Consider the following 23,614-nt stretch of genomic DNA (forward strand, 5'->3'; position numbering starts at 1 on the left):
GGCCAGGTCACAGGCGGTTGCGGATCGCTTGTCCAAGCAGCGCGCGCGATTCGCTGTTCTTCGGGTCGATGGCGAGTGCACGGCTCGCGTTTTGCTCCACACAGCTCCATTCGTCGATCCGTGCGCACCAGCGCGCCTTGGCCAGAGCGCGGGCGCCTTCCAGCTCATCGTGCGTGACGCTGGTGGCCTCCATGTGCGACGTGCCCGCGACATACGACTGCGGTTGCGGTTTCGGCACGGGGTCGGGGTGTTTTCTCGTGCGCGCCAGCGTCTGCGAACGTGACGTCCGGTGCGTGTCGCCCGGGCGCGTCGTGCGACTGCCGGTCGACGCGGCGTGCGGATTGGCCGCCAGCCTCGTCGGCGGCACGTGCGCGGGGCGCGTACGTGTCGTGTCGGAGCGGGCCGCCGTTTGCGGCGGCACGGCCGGTTCGGCCACGGCCGACACGGCGGGGGGAGCGGAGGCGAACGGCGGAACCGGTCCGGCCTGCGCGAGCGTCGAGGTCGAGCCGGCTGGCGCGGCGGTGCCGGACACGCGGCCGGTTGCCGCCACGATGAGCTCGCGGGACTTTCCGACGGCGTTTCCGATCACGCGGGCGATATCGTGCGTCACGCTCGCATGGCCGACCCTCGTGTCCCGCTCGACGTACGCGAAGGCACCGAAGATCGCGGCAAATGCGGCGACGCTGAGCGCCGCGTTCTTTCCCGGACCCCACGAGGGTTTCGGCTGACGGGCGGGCGAGCCGTCCGGTCGTTCTGCACGAGGCATGCAAGACTCCTTGATTCGATGCGGTCCACGATTGGCGCGATCGGAGAGGGGCGGCGCGACGTTCACCAGCGCAGCTGCGTCGTGAGCGTGCCCGTCTCGACGATCGCGAACTGGGTTGCTCCCTGATAGGTCCCTTCGACCCGGTAGCTCGCATCGGGCACGCTGAACAGGCAGCGCGATCCCGATGCGGCGAATTCGACCAGCACGCGCCCATGTCGGCGCAGGCGCACCTGCACGTTGGAGAGCGGCTGCCCGGTATGTTCCGAGACGAACGACACGCCCAGGTTGTACGGACGCCCGTCGGGGGGAAGCGGTGCGGTGCCGTCGATCCGCGCATCGCCGCAGATATACGAAATCACGTACCGGTTCGCCCCCGGCCCGGACGCCGGTGAGGAGGCCGCCGGTGTCTGGGCCATGGCGTTCATGCACAGCGTGGAGACGAAGACGCTCAGGAAAGCGCGAGCATGCTGTCGAAGCGAGGGTGACATTGCAATCTCCCGTCCGGAATCGATGACGTGCATCGACTCCGAGTCGAATTTGCCAACGTTCTTTTTGCGACACGCTATTGATACACGATGGTTTTTGAACCAACAACCGCGTGTGGTCGGAATGGGACGGGGGTGAAAGATCCTATTTAAATAGGATAAGGATGGATTGCTGAGGATCGCTTAATGCTGAATAAAGTCGATATTGCCGAACATGAAAATTGCTCTTCGGTAGCGATGATCGAGCACGCTTTGAATCACGTCGGAGGTATCGACGTTCGTGCCGAAAAATAACGACTGATAAAAGAAACTCTTGCGCCTGTATTCGAGGCGAATCGATGAAGGTCCGGATACAGGTCGCACATCGTGAAATGAGGGTGCGACGTTTTTGATGATTCCGACAGTTACAGGTAAATCGAAACTTGTGTAACAAGGTATTTCTGTCTGGAAAGGCGGGCCGATTATTCTTACTTAATACCAAAAACAGTAAAAAATACGACATGAATCGCAAACGTTTGCGTGTTCTGGAGATCGATTATGAGCCGTTGAGGGATTTTACGGAGTCCGACGGGATTATCGATTGCTATCGGGAGAACGCGTATTCGCGCCGCGGATATCCACGGCGCGAATATGCCATCAGCGGCTGCCGCCCGCGCTTCGTCGCGCGCTGCGCATCGCCGGGGCGGCCGCTTCTTCAGTGCCTGTCGCACCGTCGATCGCCGCGTGCGGCCGGTTCATGATGTAGGTCCACAGCTGCTCCGCCGCGAGCCCGCGTTTGCGCGCCGACCGATACAGGCGGATTTCGAGTTCGGTGATCCAGTCGCCGGTGCCCGCGCACACGAGCGTGCCGTCTGCGAGCTCCTTCGCGACGCAGCTTTCCGGCAGCCAGCCGATGCCGTGCCCGGCCACGACCATGCCTTTCAGCGCCTCGGACATGTGCGTTTCGAAACACCGGTGCAGCACGTACGGCTCGGTCGCATTCAGCAACAGCATCTCGACGATGTTGCCGAGAAAGGCGCCCGACGAATACGCGAGCAGCGGCAGCGGGGCATCGGGCGTGCCGGGCAGCTGGAACACCGGCTCGCCGCGTGCATCGGGTGTCGACACGGGCAGGATGCGTTCGACGCCGAGACTGACGAACGGGAAGTGATTCGGGTCGAGCACGATCGGCAACTGCGGATGGTGATAGCCGAGCAGCAAATCGCATTCGCCTTCGACCAGTTGCTGGACGCCTTCCGGCACGTTCACCGCATTGACGCGGGCAGTGACGTGGCCGACCTCGCCGTTGAGCTGCTTGAGCCATTCGGGAAACAGCGTGAACACGAGCGTATGCGCGACGGCGAAACGCACGACCTGGTCGCTCGCCGCGAACTGGTCGTAGCCGTTCACGAGGTTGCGCGCCGCATACATGCTGCGCAGGATGTCCGCGGCCAGCCCGCGGAACATCTGGCCGGCGGGCGTCAGCGTGATCGGGTTGATGCTGCGGTCGACCAGCTTCGCGTCCATCCAGGTTTCGAGCGCGGCGATTCGTCTGCTGAATGCCGACTGCGTCAGGTGCCGGTGACGCGCGGCCCGGGAAAAGCTCTTGGTATCCGCAAGGCTCAGGAAATCTTCCAGCCACTTTGCTTCCATTTCGATCTTCGCTTTTTATAGTCGGGCGCCTGAAAGGCGGCGCCGTCTGCCGCACCAACGTTCTAGCGTACCGCGCCTCGCGCCGGTCGAGCCGATGTTTTTTTTCGATCGGTGTCAGTCGAAATATGCATGGGCGTTGTCGCCGGGATTACGGCTGCATAGCGTTGAGGTGCCGGACCCGGCTTAACCGGACAGTTCACCGCGTCGGACTGTCCGCGCCGCCGCGGACGGTACTTCCCCCCAGGGCCGGCTGCGCCGTGCGCGTGCCGGCCCGCCCGCCCGCGATCGTTCCGGGGCGCGGGCCCGCCACTTTTGGTGCAGTGCAGATTGCACATTCGTGACACGCGGGAGAACTATGTTCGTCGAACGCGGCGCAGCATCGACCGTGCGCGTTCGCGGCGCACCGCAAGCGCCCGTCGCGTCGGGGGTTGCACCGTTGTGGTGCGCAATGCCGCACCGGCGTGCCTGGCGCGGCGCAAAAACAGGGGGATATCGACGGGGTCGAGCAAGGCACGTTCCTTGCAAAGCATTCAGTACGCCGGTCCGGCATGCGCAATGCCGGGGAAAACGATCGATGGAGAAAAGATCGATGAAGCCATTCGATGAAATGCTGCAATCCGGCGACATGGTAAGGGCGCCTTACGCGCGCCTGAAGCAATGGCTCGACACGCAGAATCCCGCGAGCCTCGCCCAGAAGGCCCACGACGCGGAAGGCGTGTTCCGCAAGACGGGCATCACGTTCGCCGTCTACGGCGACGCGGAGGCCGCCGAGCGGCTGATTCCGTTCGACATCGTCCCGCGCATCATCTCCGGGGCGGAATGGAGCCGGCTGTCGCTCGGCATCGAGCAGCGCGTGATGGCGCTGAACGCATTCCTCGACGACATCTATCACCGCCAGGAAATCGTGCGCGCGGGCATCGTGCCGAAGCACCTGATCGCGCACAACGAAGAGTTCATCCCGGAGATGATCGATTTCCGGCCGCCGGGAAACGTTTACACGCACATCATCGGCGTCGACATCGTGCGCACCGGCGAGAACGCGTTCTACGTGCTGGAGGACAACGCGCGCACGCCATCCGGCGTGTCCTACATGCTGGAAAACCGCGAAACGATGATGCAGCTCTTTCCCGAGCTGTTCCAGCAGGTGAAGGTGCGCCCGGTCGAAACCTACCCGCAGATGCTGCGCCAGTCGCTCGCGGCCGTATGCCCGCCGGGCGGCAACGCCGACAATCCGACCATCGCCGTGCTTACGCCCGGCATCCACAATTCCGCGTACTACGAACATTCGTTCCTCGCCGACCAGATGGGCGTGCACCTCGTCGAGGGCAGCGACCTGCAGGTGATCGACGGCCGCGTCGCGATGCGCACGACCGAAGGCTTCCAGCCGATCGACGTGCTGTACCGCCGCGTCGACGATGCGTTCCTCGATCCGCTCACGTTCCGCCCCGATTCGGTGCTCGGCGTGGCAGGCATCATGGACGTGTACCGCGCGGGCAACATCACGATCGCGAATGCGCCCGGCACCGGCATCGCCGACGACAAGGCGATCTACTCGTACATGCCGGAGATCGTCGAATTCTACACGGGCCGCAAGGCGCTGCTGGAGAACGTGCCGACCTGGCGCTGCGGCGAGGCCGACAGCCTGAAGTACGTGCTCGAGCATCTCGACGAACTGGTCGTGAAGGAGGTGCACGGCTCGGGCGGCTACGGGATGCTGGTCGGGCCGTGCGCGTCGAAGGCCGAGCTCGAGGCATTTTCCGCGAAGCTGCGCGCGCGCCCCGCGAACTACATCGCGCAACCGACGCTTGCGTTGTCCACGACGCCGATCCTGACCGACGCCGGCCTCGCGCCGCGCCACGTCGACCTGCGGCCGTTCGTGCTGGTGTCGGACCGGATCCGCATCACGCCGGGCGGGCTCACGCGCGTCGCGCTGAAGGAAGGATCGCTCGTCGTCAACTCGAGCCAGGGCGGCGGCACCAAGGACACCTGGGTGCTGGCCGACTGAGCCGGACGCGACCGCGCGCGCCGGAGCCGGCGCGCGAACCGAACGAAGACGGAGTGGACACGAGATGCTTCTGGGACGAACTGCGAGCGGGCTCTACTGGATGTACCGCTATATCGAGCGCGCGGAGAACATCGCGCGCATCGATGCCGGGCTGCGGATGGCGCTCACGCGCACGTCCGACGCGCCGGCCGAATGGTCGTCGGTGCTGGTCAGCTCGGGCGCGGACGACGGCTACCGGCAGAAATACGACGCGTATGCGGCCGATACCGTGACCGACTACCTGCTGCGCGACCGCGACAACCCGTCGAGCGTGCTGTCGTGCATCGAGGCCGCGCGCTCGAATGCGCGGATGGTGCGCACGGCGCTGACGCGCGAGGCGTGGGAGAGCGTGAACGGCGCGTGGCTCGCGCTGCGCCGCGCGTTCGCGCAGCCGGTGCCGGAAAGCGAGCTGCCGGCCGTGCTCGACCAGGTGAAGCGCGAAACCGCGCTGATCCTCGGCAGCTTCTACAGCACGATGCTGCGCAACGAGATCTTCGATTTCGCGCAGATCGGCGCCTTCATCGAACGCGCGGACAACACCGCGCGGATCATCGACGTGAAGTACCACCTGCTGCTGCCGTCGGTGTCGCACGTCGGCACGATCCTCGACAACTACCAATGGGAGACGATCCTGCGCTGCGTGGCCGCGCATCGTTCGTACCGCTGGGTGTACGACGTGCAGTACAAGCCGCTGAACATCGCCGACTACCTGATCCTGAACGGCCGCATGCCGCGTTCGCTGCGCTATTGCTACGGGCGCGTCGTGTCGAGCCTGAACCTGCTCGCGAAGGATTACGGCGTGACACACCCGTGTCACGACACGGCCACGAAGATCCTGCAAATGCTGTCCGATACCTCGGTCGAGCGGATCTTCAAGAGCGGCCTGCACGAGTTCCTGACCGACTTCATCGGCCGCAACAACAGCCTCGGGCTCGAAGTCGCCCAGGCTTACAACTTCGACTGAGACTTGCCATGCGACTCGCCATCCGACACATTTCGCGTTATCAGTTCGACGATCAAGCTTCCCACGCACTGCAACGGTTGCGGCTGCGCCCGCAGTCGGGCCCCGGGCAGACGGTGCGCGCGTGGCAGGTCACGATCGACGGCGTCGAGCCGACGCTGTCGTACGCCGACGGGCTCGGCAACCGGATCGACCTCGTGCGCCACGATCGCGGCGCGAAAGACGAGATCGTCGTCGTCGCGGCCGGCGTCGTCGAGACGCAGGACCGCGCGGGCATTCTCGGGAATCCCGAGGGCTATGCGCCGCCGTGGATCTTCGAGCGCGAGACCGCGCTCACGAAAGCGGGCGACACCGTGCATGCGCTGACGCAGGCGCTGCCGATCGAGCCGCACGGCCTCGACGCATTGCACTGGCTGATGACGGAGGTGCACGGCCGCATCGCGTACGCGCCGAACCTGGCCGCCGATGCGCCCGTCGATGCGGAAACCGCGCTGCAAAGCGGCGAGGGCACGAGCCGCGACCATGCGCACGCGTTCATCGCGGCCGCCCGCGCGCTGAAGATCCCCGCGCGCTACATCTCGGGCTACGTGCTGGCCGACAGCGCGATGCAGCGCATCGCCGATGCGAAGCAGCAGCCGGGCGACGTCGAGGAAGAGGAAGCACTCGCGCTGCAGAGCGGCGACGGGATGCACCAGATGCTCGGCGCGTCGCATGCGGTGCAGTCGCAATCGCAGGGGCAGCCGCAACCGGCGCTCGGCGCGCAGCCGCAAGCCGCCGCGCTGATGCAGCAGCCGGCCGGCCATGCATGGGCCGAAGCCTATGTCGAAGGGCTCGGCTGGGTCGGCTTCGACCCGTTCATGAACCGTTGCCCGGACGAACGCTACGTGCGCATTGCGGTCGGCCTTGACCATCGCGACGCGCAGCCGGTGACGGGGCTCGGCGCGACGGCCGTCGGCGTCGAGATCAGCGTCGTGCAGACGCCGGAACTCGTCTGACCCGCCGCGCGCTTTCGCCGAATCCGCCATGCCGGGCCGCCGCGTCGACAGCGACGCGGCGCGCGCGGCCGGCCCAACCCGATCCGAGCTCCCATGTCCATCCACGTCGCGCTGCATCACACCACCCGCTATCGCTACGACCGGCTCGTCAACCTCGGCCCGCAGGTCGTGCGGCTACGGCCCGCGCCGCATTGCCGGACGCCGATCCTCGCGTATTCGATGACGGTCGAGCCTGCGCAGCACTTCATCAACTGGCAGCAGGACCCGTTCTCGAACTATCTCGCGCGGCTCGTGTTTCCGGAGCGAACCGAGCACTTCGAGATCACGATCGATCTCGTCGCCGAGATGTCGGTGTACAACCCGTTCGATTTCTTCCTCGAAGCGAGCGCGGAACAATACCCGTTCAGCTATGACGACGCGCTGAAGACCGAGCTCGCGCCGTATCTCGCGTGCGACCCGCAGACGAGCGCCGCGCCGCTGTTCCGCACGTATCTCGACGCCGTCGACCGCACGCCGGCCGGCACCGTGAACTTTCTCGTCGCGCTGAACCAGCAGCTTCAGCGCGACATCGGCTATCTCGTGCGGATGGAGCCGGGCGTGCAGACGCCCGCGCAAACGCTCGAACTCGCATCCGGCTCGTGCCGCGACAGCGCGTGGCTGCTCGTGCAGCTGTGTCGCCATCTGGGCATCGCCGCGCGCTTCGTGTCGGGCTACCTGATCCAGCTCACCCCCGACGTCAAATCGCTCGACGGCCCCAGCGGCACGTCGGTCGATTTCACCGACCTGCACGCATGGTGCGAGGTCTACTTGCCGGGCGCCGGCTGGATCGGCTTCGATCCGACGTCGGGCCTGCTCGCCGGAGAAGGGCATATTCCGCTCGCTTGCACGCCGCAGCCGACGAGTGCCGCGCCGGTCGAAGGGCTGATCGACGAGTGCGAGGTGTCGTTCGAGCACGAGATGAGCGTGACGCGCGTGTACGAATCGCCGCGCGTGACGAAACCGTATACGGAAGCGCAGTGGGACGCCGTGCTCGCGCTCGGCACGCAGGTCGACGGTGCGCTGGCGGCCGGCGACGTGCGGCTCACGCAGGGCGGCGAGCCGACCTTCGTGTCGATCGACGATCGCGACGGCGCCGAGTGGAACACCGATGCGCTCGGCCCGACCAAGCGCGGTTACGCGACCGAACTCGTGCAGCGGCTGCGCGCCGAATACGGCGACGGCGGCTTCCTGCATTTCGGGCAGGGCAAGTGGTACCCGGGCGAGCAATTGCCGCGCTGGGCGTTGTCGATCTTCTGGCGCGCGGATGGCCAGCCCGTGTGGCACGATCCGTCGCTGTTCGCCGACGAGCGCGAACCGTCCGCGTACACGACCGACGACGCGAAGCGTTTCATCGATGCGCTCGCCGCGCGGCTGAACCTGACCGGCGAATTCATCCGGCCCGGCTACGAGGACGTGTGGTACTACCTGTGGCGCGAGCGCCGGCTGCCCGTCAACGTCGATCCGTTCGACGCGCGCCTCGACGACGAGCTCGAACGCGCGCGGCTGCGCAAGGTGTTCGAGCAGCGGCTCGACAGCGTGGTCGGTTACGTGCTGCCGGTGAAGCGTGTGGACGACATGCCGGGCCTCGACGGGCCGCGCTGGCAGACGGGCCCGTGGTTCTTCCGCGACGAGCGAATGTACCTCGTGCCGGGCGATTCGCCGATGGGCTACCGGCTGCCGCTCGATTCGCTGCCGTGGACCGCCAGCGCCGATTATCCGTACCTGGTCGAGCGCGATCCGTTCGCGCCGCGCGACGCATTGCCGGATGCCGCCGCCATGCGCGCCCGCTACGCCGGCCCGGCCGACGCGCCGCGCTACCTGGCCGGCGTGCATCGCGAAGCGTCCGCGCAGACCGTGATGCAGTGGCGCGACGACGGCGCGGCCGCGAGCGGCCGACCGGGCGCCGGGGATCCGCATCGCCGCCCCGAGCGCTTCGAATCGGCCGCGTGGATCACGCGCACCGCGCTGTGCGTCGAAGTGCGCAACGGCATCCTGTACCTGTTCATGCCGCCGCTCGCCGCGCTCGAGGATTATCTCGACCTGCTCGGCGCGATCGAGCTGACCGCGCACACGCTCGGCGTGAAGCTCGTGCTCGAAGGCTATCCGCCGCCGCGCGACGCACGGCTGAAACTGCTGCAGGTGACGCCCGATCCCGGCGTGATCGAGGTGAACATCCATCCGGCCGCGAGCTTCGACGAACTCGTCGACCACACCGAATTCCTGTACGACGCCGCGTGGCAATCGCGGCTGTGCAGCGAGAAGTTCATGGTCGACGGGCGGCACGTCGGCACGGGCGGCGGCAACCACTTCGTGCTCGGCGGCGCGACGCCGGCCGACAGCCCGTTCCTGCGCCGCCCCGATCTGCTCGCGAGCCTGATCGCCTACTGGCACAACCATCCGTCGCTGTCGTATTTGTTCTCGGGGCTGTTCATCGGGCCGACGAGCCAGGCGCCGCGGGTCGACGAGGCACGCAACGACCAGCTTTACGAGCTCGACATCGCATTCGCGGAGATCCAGCGCAACAAGCTGCTGTTCGGGCAGGACATGCCGCCGTGGCTCGTCGACCGCGTGCTGCGCAACCTGCTGATCGACGTGACGGGCAATACGCACCGCAGCGAGTTCTGCATCGACAAGCTGTATTCGCCCGACTCGTCCACCGGCCGGCTCGGCCTGCTCGAACTGCGTGCTTTCGAGATGCCGCCGCATGCGCGGATGAGCATCGTGCAGCAACTGCTGCTGCGTGCGCTGGTCGCGCGCTTCTGGGCCACGCCGTACACGACGCCGCTCACGCGCTGGGGCACCGCGCTGCACGACCGCTTCATGCTGCCGGAATTTCTCCAGATGGATTTCGACGACGTGCTGGCCGAGTTGCGCGACGCCGGTTTCGCGTTCGATCCGGCGTGGTTCGCGCCGCACTTCGAATTCCGTTTTCCGCTGTTCGGGCAGATCGCGGTGAACGGCATGCAACTGTCGCTGCGCGGCGCGCTGGAACCGTGGCACGTGATGGGCGAGGAGGGGGCAATCGGCGGCACGGTGCGCTACGTCGATTCGTCGGTCGAACGGCTCGAAGTGCGCGTGACGGGGCTGAACGACAACCGGCACGTCGTGACCGTCAACGGCCGTGCGCTGCCGCTGCAGCCGACCGGCACCGTCGGCGAGTACGTCGCGGGCGTGCGCTACAAGGCGTGGGCGCCGCCGTCGGCGCTGCATCCGACCATCGGCGTGCACGCGCCGCTCACGTTCGACATCGTCGATACGTGGTTGCAGCGCTCGCTCGGCGGCTGCCGGTATCACGTCGCGCATCCGGGCGGGCGCAATTACGCGACGTTCCCGGTCAACGCGTACGAAGCCGAGAGCCGCCGGCTCGCGCGCTTCGTCGAGATGGGGCACACGCCGGGCCGGATGGAGGTCGCGGCCGCCGCGCCGAGCCGCGAATTTCCTTTTACGCTGGACTTGCGGCGGCCTTGATCGATCGATGACGGGGCGGACGACGATGCGCGGCGCGCAACCTCCCGGCGGCCTCGCCGGAGTGCTAGGATGCGGGCAGACTGCGGCCGCGCGCCGCGGCAGCTTGCCGCCGGTGCGGCGGCGCGCGTGCGCGGCCGCATCCTGACGACGGAACGACATCGTGCCGCCCATTGACCTCGATCATCTCGCCGCCCTCGACGCGATGCCCACGCTTTTCGATACCGGCGCGCAGCCGGACGCCGCCGAACTGGCCGCCGCGCTCGCGGCGCCGGCCGCCGCCGGCCGCTACGACGAACTGCGCGGCAGCGCGGCTGGCCTGAACGCGCCCGCGCTGGCGCCCGCGTGGCGCAGCTTCTTCACGTCGATCGGCAGCGACGGCGTGGCCGACCTCGACCGCCGCGCCGACGCGCTGCACCGGCGCATGCGCGAGAACGGCCTGTTCTACCAGTTGCACGAGCAACGCGCCGGCGACGGCGCGGCCGGGCCGTGGTCGCTCGACCTGCTACCGCTGATCGTCACGCCCGAAGACTGGGTCGTGATCGAGCGCGGCGTGCTGCAGCGCGTGCGGCTGCTCAACGCGACGCTGGCCGATTTGTACGGGCCGCAGACGATCCTGCAGCGCGGGCTGCTGCCGCCCGCGCTCGTCACTGGTCATCCCGGCTACCTGCGCGCGATGCGCGGCGCACGCGTGCCGGGCGATACGTGGCTGCACGTCGTCGCGTTCGATCTCGCGCGCGGCCCGGACGGGCAGTGGCGGATCGTCGCGCAGCACACGCAGGGCGCGGCCGGGCTCGGATACCTGCTCGAAAACCGGCTGATCGTGTCGCGGCTCTTTCCGCGCGGGTTTCGCGGGCTGCGCGTGCAGCGGCTGGCGTCCGCCTACCGTGCGCTGTTGCAGAGCATGCAGTCGCTCAGCCCCGCCGCGAAGAATTCGCGGATCGTGCTGCTGACCCCGGGACCGCACAGCGCGACCTATTTCGAGCATGCCTATCTCGCGCGCTATCTCGGCCTCACGCTCGTCGAAGGCGGCGACCTGACCGCGCGCGACAATCACGTCTTCCTGAAGACGCTGAGCGGGCTCGAACCGGTGCACGGCATCCTGCGGCGCGTCGACGACGCGTGGCTCGATCCGCTCGAACTGCGTCCCGATTCGATGCTCGGCGTGCCGGGGCTGCTGCAGGCCGTGCGCGCGGGCAACGTGCTGCTCGCGAACGCGCCGGGCTCGGGCTTCCTCGAATCGCCGGCGATGCTCGGCTTCATGCCGCGTCTCGCGGAAGGCCTGCTCGGCGAAACGCTGACGCTGCCAGCCGTGCATTCGTGGTGGTGCGGCGAGGCGGCCGCGTGCGACGACGCGCTGCCGCAACTCGCGCGTGGCATCGTCAAGGCATCCTATCCACCCGACGTGCAGGCAGGCGGTGCATTCGAGCCGGTGATCGGCGCGCGGCTCACGCCGGCGCAACTGGCGGAGTGGCGCGCGCGGATTCTCGCGCGGCCCGAACACTACACGGTGCAGGCCGATCTGCCGCTGTCGCAGGCGCCGACCTGGCCGCGGCCCGACGCACCCGACGGCAACGGCAGCGCGCGGATCGTGCCGAAACCGCTCTTGCTGCGCGTGTTCGCGCTCGCCGACGGCGCGCAGCGCTGGCGGCTCCTGCCGGGCGGACTGTCACGGGTCGGCACGCGCGACACGCTGTTCAACGCGCCGATGCCGCGTGGCGGCAGCACCGTCGACACGTGGGTGATGACCGAGGGCATCGTCGATTCGACGACGCTGTTGCAGACGCACCTCGGCCCCGACGATCTCGTCGAGCGGCCGCGTGCGATCGCGAGTCGCGCGGCGGAAAACCTGTTCTGGCTCGGCCGTTATACCGAGCGCGCGACCAACCTGATGCGCCTGGCGCGTGCCGCGCTCGAACGGCTGCGCGGCGAAGACGACGTCGACAGCCCCGCGCATCTCGAACTGATCGACACGCTGTGCCGCGACACCGGGCTGATCGCGGCCGACGCGCCGCACGCCGTCGATGCGCCGCGCGCGTTCCAGCACGCGCTCGCGACGTCGCTGACGCGCGGCGCCGATCGCACGTCGGGGATCGCGTCGTGCCTGTTCGGCATGCGCGGCGCGGCTGCCGCGATCCGCGAGCGGCTGTCGAGCGATCAATGGCGGTTGATCGACGACGCGACGCAACTGTTCGCGGATAGCGCAGGACAACCGGAAGCGGAGGAGCAGATCGGCAACGACGCGCTGCAGCTGCTGGAACGCCTCGGCCTGCTGCTCGGCGCGATCACCGGTGCGCAGACCGACAACATGACGCGCGACGACGGCTGGCGCTTGCTGTCGATCGGCCGGCAGATCGACCGGCTCGATTTCCTGTGCAGCGTGCTGAAGTTCGCGTTCGACGAAGGGGCCGTGCACCGGCAGGACGGTTTCGAACTCGTGCTGGAACTGTTCGACAGCACGATCACGTTTCGTTCGCGGTTCCAGCGCGGCTTCGACGTCGCGCCGCTGTTGTCGCTCGTCGTGCTCGATACCGACAACCCGCGCTCGCTCGGCTGGGTCGTGCAGGCGCTGCGTGGCCGGCTGACGAAGGTCGAGCGCAGCGAAGGCTATGCGCTGTCGGAGCTGGCCGAGACGATTCCGGATGTGCCTGCATGGTCGCTGCACGAGCTGTGCGAGACCACCGACGGCGGCCGGCACGACAAACTGCTCGCGGCGCTCGACACGACGGCGAAGGCGGTGTGGGAACTGTCGAACCGGATTGGCGAGCGCTATTTCAGCCACGTGCGCGAAGCGGGCAGGACGCTATGGTGACGACGAAAGGCGTACCTAAAACGCCGGCCGGTTCTGGCTCCGGTAACGCCCGGCAGGCAGCCGCACCGACGGCGGCCGCAAGCGACGCACGGGCTGCCGTCGCGCCGGGCCGGTTGCTGCGCGTCACGCACGACACCGAATACCGTTACGCGGCGCGCGTCGAATCCGCGCAGCACCAGGCACGCCTGCAACCGCTCGCGACGCCGCGCCAGCAGGTGCTGTCGTTCTCGCTCGACATCGAGCCCGCACCGGAATCGGTCGGCACCGAACTCGATGCGTTCGGCAATGCGCGTGCGTCGTTCGCGCTGAACCTGCCGCACGACACGCTGCTGGTGCGCAGCCGCAGTACCGTACGCGTGACGCCGCCCGTGTGGTCGCTCGGCGCGCGCGGCGAGCCGCCGCCTGCGATCGCGAACCCGGCCGCCGCGCATGCCACCGCATGGGAGGCCGTGCGCGAGCGCTTGCGGTTCCGCGCGGGGCAGCCTTACGACCCGGCGAGCGAGTTCGTGTTCGCGTCGCCGCACGTCGCGTGCGACGCCGAGCTTGCCGCGTACGCGGCCGCGAGCTTCACGCCGCAACGGCCGCTCGTGCAGGCGGCATGGGACCTGATGCGGCGCGTGCATGCCGATTTCGCGTACACGCCGAACAGCACCGACATCACGACGTCGGCGCTCGACGCGCTGCGGTTGCGCAAGGGCGTGTGCCAGGATTTCGCGCACGTGATGATCGGCGCGCTGCGTTCGCTCGGGCTGGCCGCGCGCTACGTCAGCGGCTACCTGCTCACGCAGCCGCCGCCGGGCCAGCCGCGGCTGATCGGTGCGGACGCGTCGCATGCGTGGGTCGACGTGTACGACCCGGCGTGGCCCGAGGATGGCGGCTGGCTACAGCTCGATCCGACCAACGATCGTGCGCCGGGCGACGACTACGTGATGCTGTCGATCGGCCGCGACTACGCGGACGTGACGCCGCTGCGCGGTGTGATCCGCGGCGGCGGGGCGGATCAGGAGTTGAAGGTCGGCGTGACGGTCGAGCCGCTCGATGCGGCTTGAGGCCGCCGCGCGGGGCGTTCGCGCTTTAAGTCTTCGTTAATACTGCACGCCTAGCATGGTGATGCCGGCGAACGATTCGGATTCCGGTCCGGCGCGCCGGCGGCACGCGCGGGTGCGTCGACGTCACGGCGCCGCGCCGTCGCGCGTCGCCATTTCCATACAACGGCGGCAGACCATGATCAAGCACTTCGACTACACGCTCGGCAACGAGACGATCGCGCTTTGTGCGAGCTTCGGCGCGGGCCCGGCATTCCGCCGCGTGCTCGTGAGCCGCGCGGATTCGATGGAGACGCTGGTGGTGCTCGACGCACGCGGGCTGTCGGGCCTGCTGAAGGTGGCGACCGAGGAGCCGGAAGGGTTGCTCGACGACGCGATCCGCAAGGTCGGTGACGAACAGCTCGTCGAGCGGGCGATCAGCGGCCGGACGATCGTCGAAGCGGCGCTGTGATCGGCGGCGCGTGGGCATGCCGGTAGGCATGGCAGCACGCGCCGCGTCGTGTCGCGTTGTTATGATGCTCAGGCGGCGAACCGGTCCGTCGCCGCGACCAGCGCCTCCAGAATCCCCGGCTCGTTGTACGCATGCCCGGCGCCCGGCACGATCTCGAACGTCGCGTCCGGCCAGGCTTTCGACAACTCCCACGCCGTGCGTGCGGGTGTCGCGATGTCGTAGCGGCCCTGCACGATCACGCCCGGAATGCCGGCGAGCCGATGCGCGTCGCGCAGCAGCTGGCCTTCCTCGACGAAGCCCTTGTTCACGAAGTAGTGATTTTCGATCCGCGCGAACGCGAGTGCGTAGTGGCCGTCCGCGAAGTGCGCGGCGAGCGCGGGATCGGGCAGCAGCGTGATCGTGCGGCCTTCCCAGATGCTCCACGCGCGCGCGGCTTCGAGCTTCGCGGCTTCGTCGTCGCCAGTCAGCCGGCGATGGTAGGCGGCCATCAGGTCGCCGCGCTCGGCTTCCGGAATCGGTGCGAGGAAGTCTTCCCAGTGATCGGGGAACAGCCACGACGCGCCTTCCTGGTAGTACCACAGCAGTTCCGCGCGACGCATCGTGAAGATGCCGCGCACGATCAGCGCGCTCACGCGTTCCGGGTGGGTTTCCGCGTACGCGATCGCCAGCGCGCTGCCCCACGAGCCACCGAACACCAGCCATTGCTCGGCGCCGACCATCTCGCGCAGGCGTTCGATATCGGCGACCAGGTCCCACGTCGTGTTGTTCTCGAGGCTCGCATGCGGCGTCGAGCGCCCGCAGCCGCGCTGGTCGAACAGCAGGATGTCGTAGCGCTCGGGATCGAACAGGCGGCGATGGTCGGGTCCGCAGCCGGCGCCGGGGCCGCCGTGCAGGAACACGGCGGGCTTGCCGGCCGGGTTGCCGCAGCGCTCCCAGTAGATGCGGTGGCCGTCGCCGGTGTCGAGGTGGCCGTGGGCGTAGGGTTCGATCGGTGGGTACACAGGCAGGCTCCGGGTGAGGGTGGACACGAGGCGGACGAGGCGCGGACCCGCGTGCGGACGGTACGGTACGGCCTGGATTGCTGCGCCGCAAAATTCGTTGCGTGGGCATCGGACCGGCCGCCGCCGGACAAGGCTTGTCATTATGCCCATTCGCCGCGCCGGACGTTGGCCCGCTGTGGCGCGTGTCGCCGGCGATGTTTGCCGCGCGGATTTTTGAAGCAATTTCATTCCGATATTTTTCATACAAAATCCCGGCGGCAGGTCGGCGTGCCAAGCGGGCGCCGGCCCATTCCCGCTCTTCCACCGTGCCAACGGAAACCAGCCGATGAACCATCGCGTCACGCAGTTGACCGGGTTGCGCGCCGTCGCGGTCGCGATGGTCGTCGTCGGTCATGCCGAGCATGTGCTGCCCGGCGGCTATACGGGCTGGTATGCGCCGTTGAGGCTGATCGCCGACGGCCGGCTCGGTGTGCTGATCTTCTTCGTGCTGAGCGGCTTCCTGATCACCAACGTGCTGCGCGCCGAATTCGCGCGTACGGGTGGCATCGCACTGACGTCGTTCTACGTGCGCCGTGCGTTGCGCATCTGGCCGGCCTGCTACGTGTATCTCGCGGCCGTCGCGATCGTGGCGTTCGTCGGCGGGTTCGACGTCGATCGCCGGCAGTGGCTCTATGCGGCGCTGCACCTGTGGAATTACTCGGCGTGGTTCGGGCTGACCGGCGACAACGCGCTGCATCCGGACGGCGCGTGGTACCTCGGCCATTTCTGGTCGCTCGCGCTCGAGGAGCAGTTCTACTGGTTCTGGCCGCTGCTGTTCGCGTTCGGCATGCGCCGCACCGGCACGCGCTGGCTGGCCACGTTGATCCTCATCGTGCCGCTCGTGCGTGCCATTACGTATTTCGTCGCGCCCGCGCTGCGCGGGCAACTCGGGATGATGCTGCACACGGGTGTCGACCCGATCCTGATCGGCTGCTATGCGTCGCTCAACCGCGAACGGCTCGAAGCGTGGATCGGTTCGTGGCGCGGCGAGGCGCGCATCGTGACGGCGCTCGTGTTCGTCGTGCTGCTCGGCATGCCGCTCGCCGAACACCGGCTCGGCGGCTTCTGGAATGCGACGTACGGCGTGACGATCGAAGCCGCGCTGATCGCGATCGTGATCGTCGTGCTGAATTTCCGCAGCGGGTTCTGGTGCGCGCGCTGGTTGCGCGCCGGGCCGGTGGTGTTCGTCGGCACGATTTCGTTCAGTCTTTATCTGTGGCAGCAGCCTTTTGCGAATCCGCGCGTGCCTGTGCCGCACGCGTTTCCGCTCGGTATCGTATGGGCATTGATGGCCGCGACCGCCAGCTATTTCCTCGTCGAAAAACCGTTCCTGAGGCTGAAGGATCGCTATACGGCGCGCGAGGGGCGACGCGTGCGGGACGACGCGTTGCGGATGCCGGCGCCGACCGAGGCGATCGGGCCGAAGGTGGTGGAGTAGGCGGGCGGGGCGGCGTCGCGCCCGCGCCATTACTTGAAGCGTTTCATCGCGGTCGGCGAATACCAGAAGTTCCGGAACATGTCGATTCCATAGGACTTGCCGTCGTAGTGGACGATCGTGCGCGCCGTGCGCTTGCCCGTATCCGAGTAATCACCGTTCTTGCGCTGCGTCTTCGTGATGTGTGCCGTGATCGACAGGTCGGCGAAGCCGTGGCTCGACGTTTTCTCGACGGCGATCGTCATGCGGGCCGCTTCGCTGCGCGCATCGCCCGCACCCGGCCCGCAGGCGTCGCCTTCGACGCTGACCCAGCCGTACAGATTCGTGCCGAACACGGGGCGGATACGGCCGCCTTCACGCACCCAGAGCGTCAACTCTTCGCTTGCGTTGGCATCCGGGCAACTCGGCCCACGCGCGCTGCTGGTAAACACGACGCCGAACGCACGCACGTCGGGCGACAGCCGATAGGGCGCCGTATCGATGCGGTAGCTGTTCTCGTCGATCTCCGTCGCCGCATCCTCTTCGACCACCGATCGATCGGCCGCGACGACCTTGCCGCCCTCGACGAGCGCGACGACCTGCAACTTTTTGCTTTCGTCCGGGTTCTTGCTTTTCGGCAGCGAATCGAACGCGACGGCCGCGATCGTCGTTTCCGGTGCGTTCGGCATGACCTTGCACGACGACGCGACGACGAGCCGGTCCGCGTCGCGCGTGGCGATGCGGGCGCTCGCAATGCCGGCCCAGCGGGCGATGGCTGTCACGGTTTCGTCGCTGCAAGGCTGGCTGTCGGCGGCGTGAACGATGGGGGCGGCGGCGAGTGCCAGCAGCGGGGCGAAGCGCAGGATGCTCATTATTGTCCTCGGAAATGTTTCTTCATGGGTGTTCGTGGGCGTCGCCTCTGACCGGGCGGAGACCTTCAGCAATCCCGTTAGCGAACGTTCGCAAGCCGTTATTTGACTCGCTGAGCGTCAACGTTCTCTATGTCCTGATCATGCTGCTTTTATCCAGCACCGAGCTCATCCTAGCTAACCTGCTTAAGCCACGTGTTTAATTGACGCGTACGATCACGCGTTCTTTCGATTTCGCAAGTCAGTAGATCAAGATTACGATCCGCGCCTGCCTCGTTTATCAGATACCAAGCAGAACACTCGTTGTCGATAAAACGGAGCCATTGCCGCTGAGCCTCGATGAATTTCGCCTTGAGTGCCGGATAGTTGACGTACTCGTCACGTGGCCGAGACAGCGATTTCAAAACCTTTCGGTAAGTGCGGTTCAATTCGTCGTCGGCTTGCTGCAACTCATCCTGACTACGCTGCAGCAAACACTCCGGCGCCACGCTGTCAGGTGCGCAACTCTGCGCTTGTGCAGCGGCGACTCCAGAAAATGTCAGCACCATGGAGACGCCGAGCATTGCGCGACGGAAGCGGGAACCCGATACGTGGATAGGAATTTTTGCTCCCATTTTTGTTTTCTCCTTGATATGGCGATCGATGGATTCCCGGCGTCGATCGCGTTCGACAGCGTCGTCTGAAGCGCGTATCGTCGACTTGCTTTAAAGAGGCGCGATCGGATTTGGAAAAACCGATTGTCTGGGAATGACGCGGCCATGTCGAGTGACTGAAATGCGCGAATGCCGACAACGTGTCCCATGTTTCCCCAAATTTGCAAATAACAATAAAAAAGGCCCTTGCGGGCCTTTTCGTCGACGAAGGTGCGGACAACGCTCACCGCGTCAGCGCCGTAAACCCTTCCAGCAACCGCTCGACATCGGCCGCCTGAATCGCGCCCATCGTCGAGATCCGGAACAGTTCCTTCGACAGCCCGCCTTGCCCCGCATAAATCACGAAGCCGCGCGCCTTCAACCCGTCGTGCAGCGTCTCGTACGTGACACCCTGCGGCAACCGATACGCACGCAGCACGACCGACGACGCACCTTCCGGCAGCACCAGCGGCATCCCGCGCGCAGCAAGCCCTGCCTGCGCCTGATCGGCAAGCGCCTTGTAATGCGCATGCCGTGCACGCCAGCCGCCAGCCTCGTCAAACTCGCGCAACGCCTCGACGAGCGCGTAATACGCATGCACGGAAGGCGTAAACGGCGTATTCCGCTGATCCTGCAGCTTCGCGAGCCGACCGAGATCGAGGTAGTAAGTCCGGCTTGCGGCCTTCGTGAGCGCACTGCGGCGCACGATCACGAACGCCGCACCCGGCACGCCGTGCAGGCATTTGTTCGCGGTCGCGGCAACCGCATCGATGACGCCGCCGGCGAAGTCGATCGCTTCCGCGCCGAAGCTGCTGACGCCGTCCACGAGCATCTTCACGCCGCGCGCACGGCACACTTCTGCAATCGCGCCGAGATCGTTCAGCCGGCCCGTCGTCGTTTCATGATGGATCACCGCGACGTGCGAATACCCGCCCGCATCGAGCTTCGCCCCGATCTGCGCGAGATCGGGCGCCTGCATCCATTCATGCTTCAACACGTCATGCGCGATGCCGTACTGCGTCGCGATCTGCGTGATCCGCTCGCCGTACACGCCGTTCTCGATCACGAGCAGCTTGCCGTCCTGCGGCACGAGCGCCGCGATCATGCTCTCGACGGCGGCCGTGCCCGAGCCCGTCATCAGTACGGCCGCCCATTCGGCCGGATCGAGTTCGTACGCGGCGACGAGGCGCGTGCGCGCTTCATCCTGCAGGTCGAAGAATTCGCTTTCGCGATGGCACAGATCGGGTTGCAGCAGGCTGCGGCGCACGCGTTCGGTGAGCGTGACCGGGCCGGGGTTCAGCAGCAGCATCAATGGGCTCCTTCAACGTGGGCTTCGGTCTGCGCGGCGCCGATGTGCCGCATCAGACGGGTCTTGACCTCGACCGGCGTGACGGTCGGGCGGGGCAGGCCGTCGGGCACGCCAGTGCGGATCGCCACGCGGACGAATTGCGCACCGTCACTCGTTGCGGCGAGCGTCGCATCGAGCACGTCGAGCGTATCGCCTTCGACCGCCGACGCGTAGCCGCAGGCGGCCGCGACGCCGGCGAACGACACATGTTGCGACACCGTCGCCTGGCCGCCCGTCGATTCGTGCGCGCCGTTGTCGAGCAGCACGTGCGTGAGGTTGGCCGGGCCGTAGGTGCCGAGCGTCGCGAACACGCCCATCCGCATCAGCGCGGCGCCGTCGCCGTCGACGGCCACCACGCGCAGGTCGGGGCGCGCGAGCGCGAGGCCGAGCGCGAGCGGCGTCACGCAGCCCATCGAGCCGACCATGTACAGCTGGTTCGGGCGATCGTCGAGCGCATAGAGCTCGCGACCGCAGAAACCGGTCGACGCGAGCACGACGGTCGAATCGACCGGCGTATGCGCGATCACGCGCTGCAGCGCGTCGTGACGGGTCGGCCACGCGTCGGTCGATGCGGCGCGCGACGCCGATTGCGCGGCGACGTGCGCACGCGGCTTCGCGGCCGGGTTCGCCTTCAGTTCATACGGCGCAACGCTGCCTTTCTGCATCACGAGCGCGTACGGGCGGCCCGTCGCGTCCATGTGCGCGATCGCGCGGTCGAGTGCCGGGCCGACCTGTTCGGGGTCGGTCGGGAACGTCTCCCACGGGATCTCCATCGTGTCGAGCATCGCGGGCGTGATCGGTCCCATCAGTGCGTGCTGCGGCTCGTCGGCCACGCCCGGCTGGCCGCGCCACGTGACGATCAGCAGTTGCGGCAGGCGGAACGTCCAGGTCAGCGACGTGAGCGGGCTTACCGCGTTGCCGAGCCCCGAGTTCTGCATCATCGCGATTCCGCGCTTGCCGCCGAGCGTTGCACCCGCGATCAGCGCGACCGCGTCGCCTTCGTTGGCGGCCGATACGTAGTGCAGCGTCGGGTCCTGCAACACGTAATTGATGAACGGCGTCAGGTACGAGCAGGGTACGCCCGCGTACCAGTCGAAGCCGCGTTCGCGCGCGGCCTCGACGAACTGGGCCGCTTCGATCATTGCGCGCCCCCGTTGCCGGCGCCCGGCTCGGACAGCGGCGTCTGGCCGTGCGCGAAGTCGCCCGCGCGGCGGAAGTCTTCCAGATCGTTGACGCCGCGCCAGTGGCCGTGCACGTACTGCACCTCGATCTTCTCGCCCGCGGCGACCAGCTCGTTGAGCAGCGACGGGATGTCGAGCGTGTCGAAATCAGGGCGCGCCTGCAGCGTCGCGAGCATCGCCTTCAGCCGGTCGACGCCGGCGCCGCGCACGTTCAGCAGGCCGATCCAGCGGCCGTGCGGGGTGCCCGCGGCGACGTCGCTCGATACGCGTTGCAGGTAGGTCTTCTGGCCGAACAGGCCGCGATCGTCGGCCGCCGAGCAGAGGGCGAAGTCGCGCACGCTCTGGTTCGTCGACTCCGTGAGCGACGAATCGACCACGACGCTGAATTCGGCTTCGCTTTCCGCGAGGTCGCGCACGATGTAGCTGCGGAACAGCAGGTCGCCGTACGAGATCACGGTGTCGCCGGTCAGGCGTTCGGCCGCGCACGCGAGCGACGCGAGCTCGCCCGTCTGCGCATGGCGCTCGTTGACGACGAGCTTGATGCCCGACGTGTCGATCGCGTCGGCGCGATAGCCGCCGACCACGGTGATGTCGTTCACGCCATGCGTCTTGAAGCCGTCGACGAGCCAGCGCAAGAGCGGCTTGCCGGCGACCGGCAGCATGACCTTCGGCTTGTCTTCGGTCACGGCTTCCAGGCCCTTGCCGCGGCTCGCGGCGAGCACGATCGCGGCATTCGACGCACGCGACGACGACGACAGGTAGATGCGCTCGGCCGCCGAGTATTCGTCGGCGTCCTGCAGGCGGAAGATCTCGTTGACCGATGCGACGCGGTCTTCGACGTTGATCAGCGTTTCGCTCTCGTGGATCTCGCGCGCGGTCGCCTGCATTGCGGAGGCCGACGCGCGGATCAGGTGGTTCGCCCAGATCACGGTGCTGATGCCGGCCTGGCGGAACACGTCGGTCGGCGTGCTGTAGTACTTGGTCGGCACGATCACGAGCGGCGCCTTGCCGCTCCATTCGCGCGCGAACTGCAGGATCTCGTCGGGGCGCGACAGCTTGCTGTGGATCAGGATCGCATCGGCGCCGGCTTCCGCGTACGCGTTCGCGCGGCGCAGCGCCTCGTCCATCCCCCAGCCGGCGATCAGCGCTTCGACACGCGCGACGATCGAGAAGTCGGGATCGGTCTGCGAATCCTTGCCGGCCTTGATCTTGCCGCAGAATTCGTCGATTTCCGCGAGCGGCTGGCGCTCGCCGCCGATGAAGCTGTTCGTCTTCGGGAACTGCTTGTCCTCGATGCAGACGCCGGCGATGCCGCGCTGTTCGAGCTTCTTCACGAGGCGGCGCACGTTGTTGAAGTTGCCGTAGCCGGTGTCGCCGTCGAGCAGGATCGGCAGGTCGCTCGCGTCGGCCATGAACTCGAGCACGTCGACGACCTGGGTCCAGCTCGCTTCGTTGTTGTCGCGTACGCCGAATTGCGCGGAGATCGCGAGGCCCGACGCCCAGATCCCCTTGAAGCCGGCCTCGCGGACGATCCGCGCGGACAGGCCGTTGTGCGCTTCCATCAGGAATTCGAGGTCGCTGCTGACGAGCATGCGGCGCAGGCGCGCGCTGCGCGATTCGGTGAAGTTGGGTTCGCGTGCGTTCATCGTGCGGCTCCTGCGGTGGTGCGTTGAATCAGGGGAAGGATGTCTTGCGTCGCGCGGGCGACGTCGTTCGGGAAGTCGATCTCGATCCACGGCGAACCGGTGACGTCGGCGACGTCGAACGAATGGCCGCCTTCGAGCAGCAGGTCGCGTACGGCTTCCTCGTGCGGCATGTTCGCGCGGCCGCTGTCGACGTAGCCCGCGACGATCGTCGCGAGGCGGCGCGCGGTGCCTTCGGTGAAGCGGAAGAAGCCGACCGATTCGCCGATCGTGTCGTAGTCGAGATCGACCGCGAGCTGCTTGCGCAGCTCGACCGGCACGCCGTTCTTCAGGCACAGCTTGACGGGCTCGTCGCCGGCCTCGAAGTCGCGGTCGATCAGCAGGCGGTCGACCGCCTGGTCGGCATCGGCCACCAGCGCGTGCAGGATGTTCTCGTCGTACAGCACGTCCGCGTCCATCAGCAGCACGTCGCCGCCGCGCGTCATCGCGTCGGCGACGGTATGCACGGTCAGCACGCTGCCGAGGTCGTAGCGTTCGTTGATCACGATTTCGGCCTGGCGGCCGAGACGCTTCAGTTCCTGCTCGACCTTCTCGTGCTGAAAGCCGAGCCCGAGCACGATCTCGTCGACGCCCGCGGCGTCGAGCACGCGCAGATGGCGCTCGAGCAGCGACACGTCGTCGAAGCGCAGCAGGCACTTCGGGAACTGCGCTTCGGGCGGTTGTTGCAGGCGCAAGCCGAGGCCTGCCGCAAGAATGATGGCTCGCATGGGTTCTCCAACCAAAAAGCCGGC

General features: G+C 67.1%; 18 protein-coding genes. 8 read left to right on the forward strand and 10 right to left on the reverse strand.

The window, feature by feature from the left end; translation table 11 throughout:
- Nucleotides 1-7: 7 nt before the first annotated feature.
- The 3 genes from KU887_RS17655 to KU887_RS17665 all read right to left on the reverse strand — a co-directional run bounded on the left by KU887_RS17655 (nt 8) and on the right by KU887_RS17665 (nt 2,883).
- On the reverse strand, nt 8-766 hold the full coding sequence (locus KU887_RS17655; RefSeq protein ID WP_062885472.1) for a hypothetical protein: 759 nt from the start codon (nt 764-766) through the stop codon (nt 8-10).
- Nucleotides 767-828: 62 nt separating this feature from the next.
- Nucleotides 829-1,254, reverse strand: a complete 426-nt coding sequence (locus KU887_RS17660; protein ID WP_034178463.1) for a hypothetical protein — start codon at nt 1,252-1,254, stop codon at nt 829-831.
- A 633-nt stretch (nt 1,255-1,887) separates the two neighbouring features.
- Complete coding sequence (locus KU887_RS17665) at nt 1,888-2,883, reverse strand: LysR substrate-binding domain-containing protein (protein ID WP_006495083.1); 996 nt, start codon at nt 2,881-2,883, stop codon at nt 1,888-1,890.
- A 589-nt stretch (nt 2,884-3,472) separates the two neighbouring features.
- On the opposite strand from KU887_RS17665, the gene KU887_RS17670 reads away from it, so the two are divergent.
- The 7 genes from KU887_RS17670 (at nt 3,473) to KU887_RS17700 (ending at nt 14,696) form a co-directional block, all read left to right on the forward strand.
- Nucleotides 3,473-4,888, forward strand: coding sequence for a circularly permuted type 2 ATP-grasp protein (locus KU887_RS17670; RefSeq protein WP_258256925.1), 1,416 nt, complete (start codon nt 3,473-3,475; stop codon nt 4,886-4,888).
- Nucleotides 4,889-4,952: 64 nt separating this feature from the next.
- Entirely contained in the window at nt 4,953-5,891 is a 939-nt protein-coding gene (locus tag KU887_RS17675; protein WP_258256926.1) for an alpha-E domain-containing protein, read from the forward strand.
- 8 nt (nt 5,892-5,899) lie between these two features.
- The gene (locus tag KU887_RS17680) at nt 5,900-6,883 is read left to right on the forward strand and encodes a transglutaminase family protein (RefSeq protein WP_034202485.1); all 984 of its coding nucleotides are present in this window, start codon (nt 5,900-5,902) and stop codon (nt 6,881-6,883) included.
- Between the two features lie 93 nt (nt 6,884-6,976).
- Complete coding sequence (locus KU887_RS17685; RefSeq protein ID WP_258256928.1) at nt 6,977-10,390, forward strand: DUF2126 domain-containing protein; 3,414 nt, start codon at nt 6,977-6,979, stop codon at nt 10,388-10,390.
- Between the two features lie 202 nt (nt 10,391-10,592).
- Nucleotides 10,593-13,199, forward strand: a complete 2,607-nt coding sequence (locus KU887_RS17690; RefSeq protein WP_124632855.1) for a circularly permuted type 2 ATP-grasp protein — start codon at nt 10,593-10,595, stop codon at nt 13,197-13,199.
- Nucleotides 13,193-14,248: a transglutaminase family protein gene (locus KU887_RS17695; RefSeq protein WP_205672148.1), complete on the forward strand. Its 1,056-nt coding sequence runs from the start codon at nt 13,193-13,195 to the stop codon at nt 14,246-14,248. Before KU887_RS17690 ends, KU887_RS17695 begins: the two co-directional genes overlap by 7 nt.
- 175 nt (nt 14,249-14,423) lie before the next feature.
- Nucleotides 14,424-14,696: a hypothetical protein gene (locus KU887_RS17700; protein ID WP_006492692.1), complete on the forward strand. Its 273-nt coding sequence runs from the start codon at nt 14,424-14,426 to the stop codon at nt 14,694-14,696.
- A 68-nt stretch (nt 14,697-14,764) separates the two neighbouring features.
- Here KU887_RS17700 and pip read toward each other — a convergent pair whose 3' ends face one another.
- Nucleotides 14,765-15,697 carry a prolyl aminopeptidase gene (gene pip, locus KU887_RS17705; protein ID WP_006484702.1) on the reverse strand — a complete coding sequence of 311 codons (933 nt, stop codon included), beginning with the start codon at nt 15,695-15,697 and terminating at the stop codon, nt 14,765-14,767.
- Nucleotides 15,698-16,022: 325 nt separating this feature from the next.
- Here pip and KU887_RS17710 point away from each other — a divergent pair, with 325 nt between their 5' ends.
- The gene (locus KU887_RS17710; protein ID WP_205672147.1) at nt 16,023-17,174 is read left to right on the forward strand and encodes an acyltransferase; all 1,152 of its coding nucleotides are present in this window, start codon (nt 16,023-16,025) and stop codon (nt 17,172-17,174) included.
- 29 nt (nt 17,175-17,203) lie between these two features.
- On the opposite strand, the gene KU887_RS17715 is transcribed toward KU887_RS17710, so the two are convergent.
- The 6 genes from KU887_RS17715 to KU887_RS17740 all read right to left on the reverse strand — a co-directional run bounded on the left by KU887_RS17715 (nt 17,204) and on the right by KU887_RS17740 (nt 23,590).
- Nucleotides 17,204-18,022 (reverse strand): multidrug ABC transporter ATPase, encoded by an 819-nt coding sequence (locus KU887_RS17715; protein WP_205672175.1) that lies wholly within the window; start codon nt 18,020-18,022, stop codon nt 17,204-17,206.
- 170 nt (nt 18,023-18,192) lie between these two features.
- Nucleotides 18,193-18,633: a lysozyme inhibitor LprI family protein gene (locus KU887_RS17720; protein WP_077021007.1), complete on the reverse strand. Its 441-nt coding sequence runs from the start codon at nt 18,631-18,633 to the stop codon at nt 18,193-18,195.
- Between the two features lie 262 nt (nt 18,634-18,895).
- Entirely contained in the window at nt 18,896-19,960 is a 1,065-nt protein-coding gene (locus KU887_RS17725) for a 2-aminoethylphosphonate aminotransferase (RefSeq protein WP_048985784.1), read from the reverse strand.
- The gene (gene aepY / locus KU887_RS17730; protein ID WP_006484696.1) at nt 19,960-21,141 is read right to left on the reverse strand and encodes a phosphonopyruvate decarboxylase; all 1,182 of its coding nucleotides are present in this window, start codon (nt 21,139-21,141) and stop codon (nt 19,960-19,962) included. Before aepY ends, KU887_RS17725 begins: the two co-directional genes overlap by 1 nt.
- On the reverse strand, nt 21,138-22,826 hold the full coding sequence (aepX, locus tag KU887_RS17735) for a phosphoenolpyruvate mutase (RefSeq protein ID WP_006484687.1): 1,689 nt from the start codon (nt 22,824-22,826) through the stop codon (nt 21,138-21,140). The genes aepY and aepX overlap by 4 nt, the downstream gene beginning before the upstream one ends.
- Nucleotides 22,823-23,590: an NTP transferase domain-containing protein gene (locus KU887_RS17740; RefSeq protein ID WP_006492690.1), complete on the reverse strand. Its 768-nt coding sequence runs from the start codon at nt 23,588-23,590 to the stop codon at nt 22,823-22,825. Before KU887_RS17740 ends, aepX begins: the two co-directional genes overlap by 4 nt.
- Nucleotides 23,591-23,614 lie beyond the last annotated feature (24 nt).

It is taken from the genome of Burkholderia sp. EMB26 (assembly GCF_024730645.1).
Taxonomy (GTDB): Bacteria; Pseudomonadota; Gammaproteobacteria; order Burkholderiales; family Burkholderiaceae; genus Burkholderia; species Burkholderia cenocepacia.

What these genes read in the sequence shown, in the direction of transcription:
- KU887_RS17660 (WP_034178463.1), bottom strand. Translation starts at nt 1,254, where the DNA reads ATGTCACCCTCGCTTCGACAGCATGCTCGCGCTTTCCTGAGCGTCTTC.
- KU887_RS17690 (WP_124632855.1), top strand. Translation starts at nt 10,593, where the DNA reads ATGCCCACGCTTTTCGATACCGGCGCGCAGCCGGACGCCGCCGAACTG.
- KU887_RS17695 (WP_205672148.1), top strand. Translation starts at nt 13,193, where the DNA reads ATGGTGACGACGAAAGGCGTACCTAAAACGCCGGCCGGTTCTGGCTCC.
- aepX (WP_006484687.1), bottom strand. Translation starts at nt 22,826, where the DNA reads ATGAACGCACGCGAACCCAACTTCACCGAATCGCGCAGCGCGCGCCTG.
- aepY (WP_006484696.1), bottom strand. Translation starts at nt 21,141, where the DNA reads ATGATCGAAGCGGCCCAGTTCGTCGAGGCCGCGCGCGAACGCGGCTTC.
- KU887_RS17720 (WP_077021007.1), bottom strand. Translation starts at nt 18,633, where the DNA reads ATGGGAGCAAAAATTCCTATCCACGTATCGGGTTCCCGCTTCCGTCGC.
- KU887_RS17725 (WP_048985784.1), bottom strand. Translation starts at nt 19,960, where the DNA reads ATGCTGCTGCTGAACCCCGGCCCGGTCACGCTCACCGAACGCGTGCGC.
- KU887_RS17700 (WP_006492692.1), top strand. Translation starts at nt 14,424, where the DNA reads ATGATCAAGCACTTCGACTACACGCTCGGCAACGAGACGATCGCGCTT.
- KU887_RS17685 (WP_258256928.1), top strand. Translation starts at nt 6,977, where the DNA reads ATGTCCATCCACGTCGCGCTGCATCACACCACCCGCTATCGCTACGAC.
- KU887_RS17675 (WP_258256926.1), top strand. Translation starts at nt 4,953, where the DNA reads ATGCTTCTGGGACGAACTGCGAGCGGGCTCTACTGGATGTACCGCTAT.
- KU887_RS17710 (WP_205672147.1), top strand. Translation starts at nt 16,023, where the DNA reads ATGAACCATCGCGTCACGCAGTTGACCGGGTTGCGCGCCGTCGCGGTC.
- KU887_RS17740 (WP_006492690.1), bottom strand. Translation starts at nt 23,590, where the DNA reads ATGCGAGCCATCATTCTTGCGGCAGGCCTCGGCTTGCGCCTGCAACAA.
- KU887_RS17680 (WP_034202485.1), top strand. Translation starts at nt 5,900, where the DNA reads ATGCGACTCGCCATCCGACACATTTCGCGTTATCAGTTCGACGATCAA.
- KU887_RS17670 (WP_258256925.1), top strand. Translation starts at nt 3,473, where the DNA reads ATGAAGCCATTCGATGAAATGCTGCAATCCGGCGACATGGTAAGGGCG.
- KU887_RS17655 (WP_062885472.1), bottom strand. Translation starts at nt 766, where the DNA reads ATGCCTCGTGCAGAACGACCGGACGGCTCGCCCGCCCGTCAGCCGAAA.
- KU887_RS17715 (WP_205672175.1), bottom strand. Translation starts at nt 18,022, where the DNA reads ATGAGCATCCTGCGCTTCGCCCCGCTGCTGGCACTCGCCGCCGCCCCC.
- KU887_RS17665 (WP_006495083.1), bottom strand. Translation starts at nt 2,883, where the DNA reads ATGGAAGCAAAGTGGCTGGAAGATTTCCTGAGCCTTGCGGATACCAAG.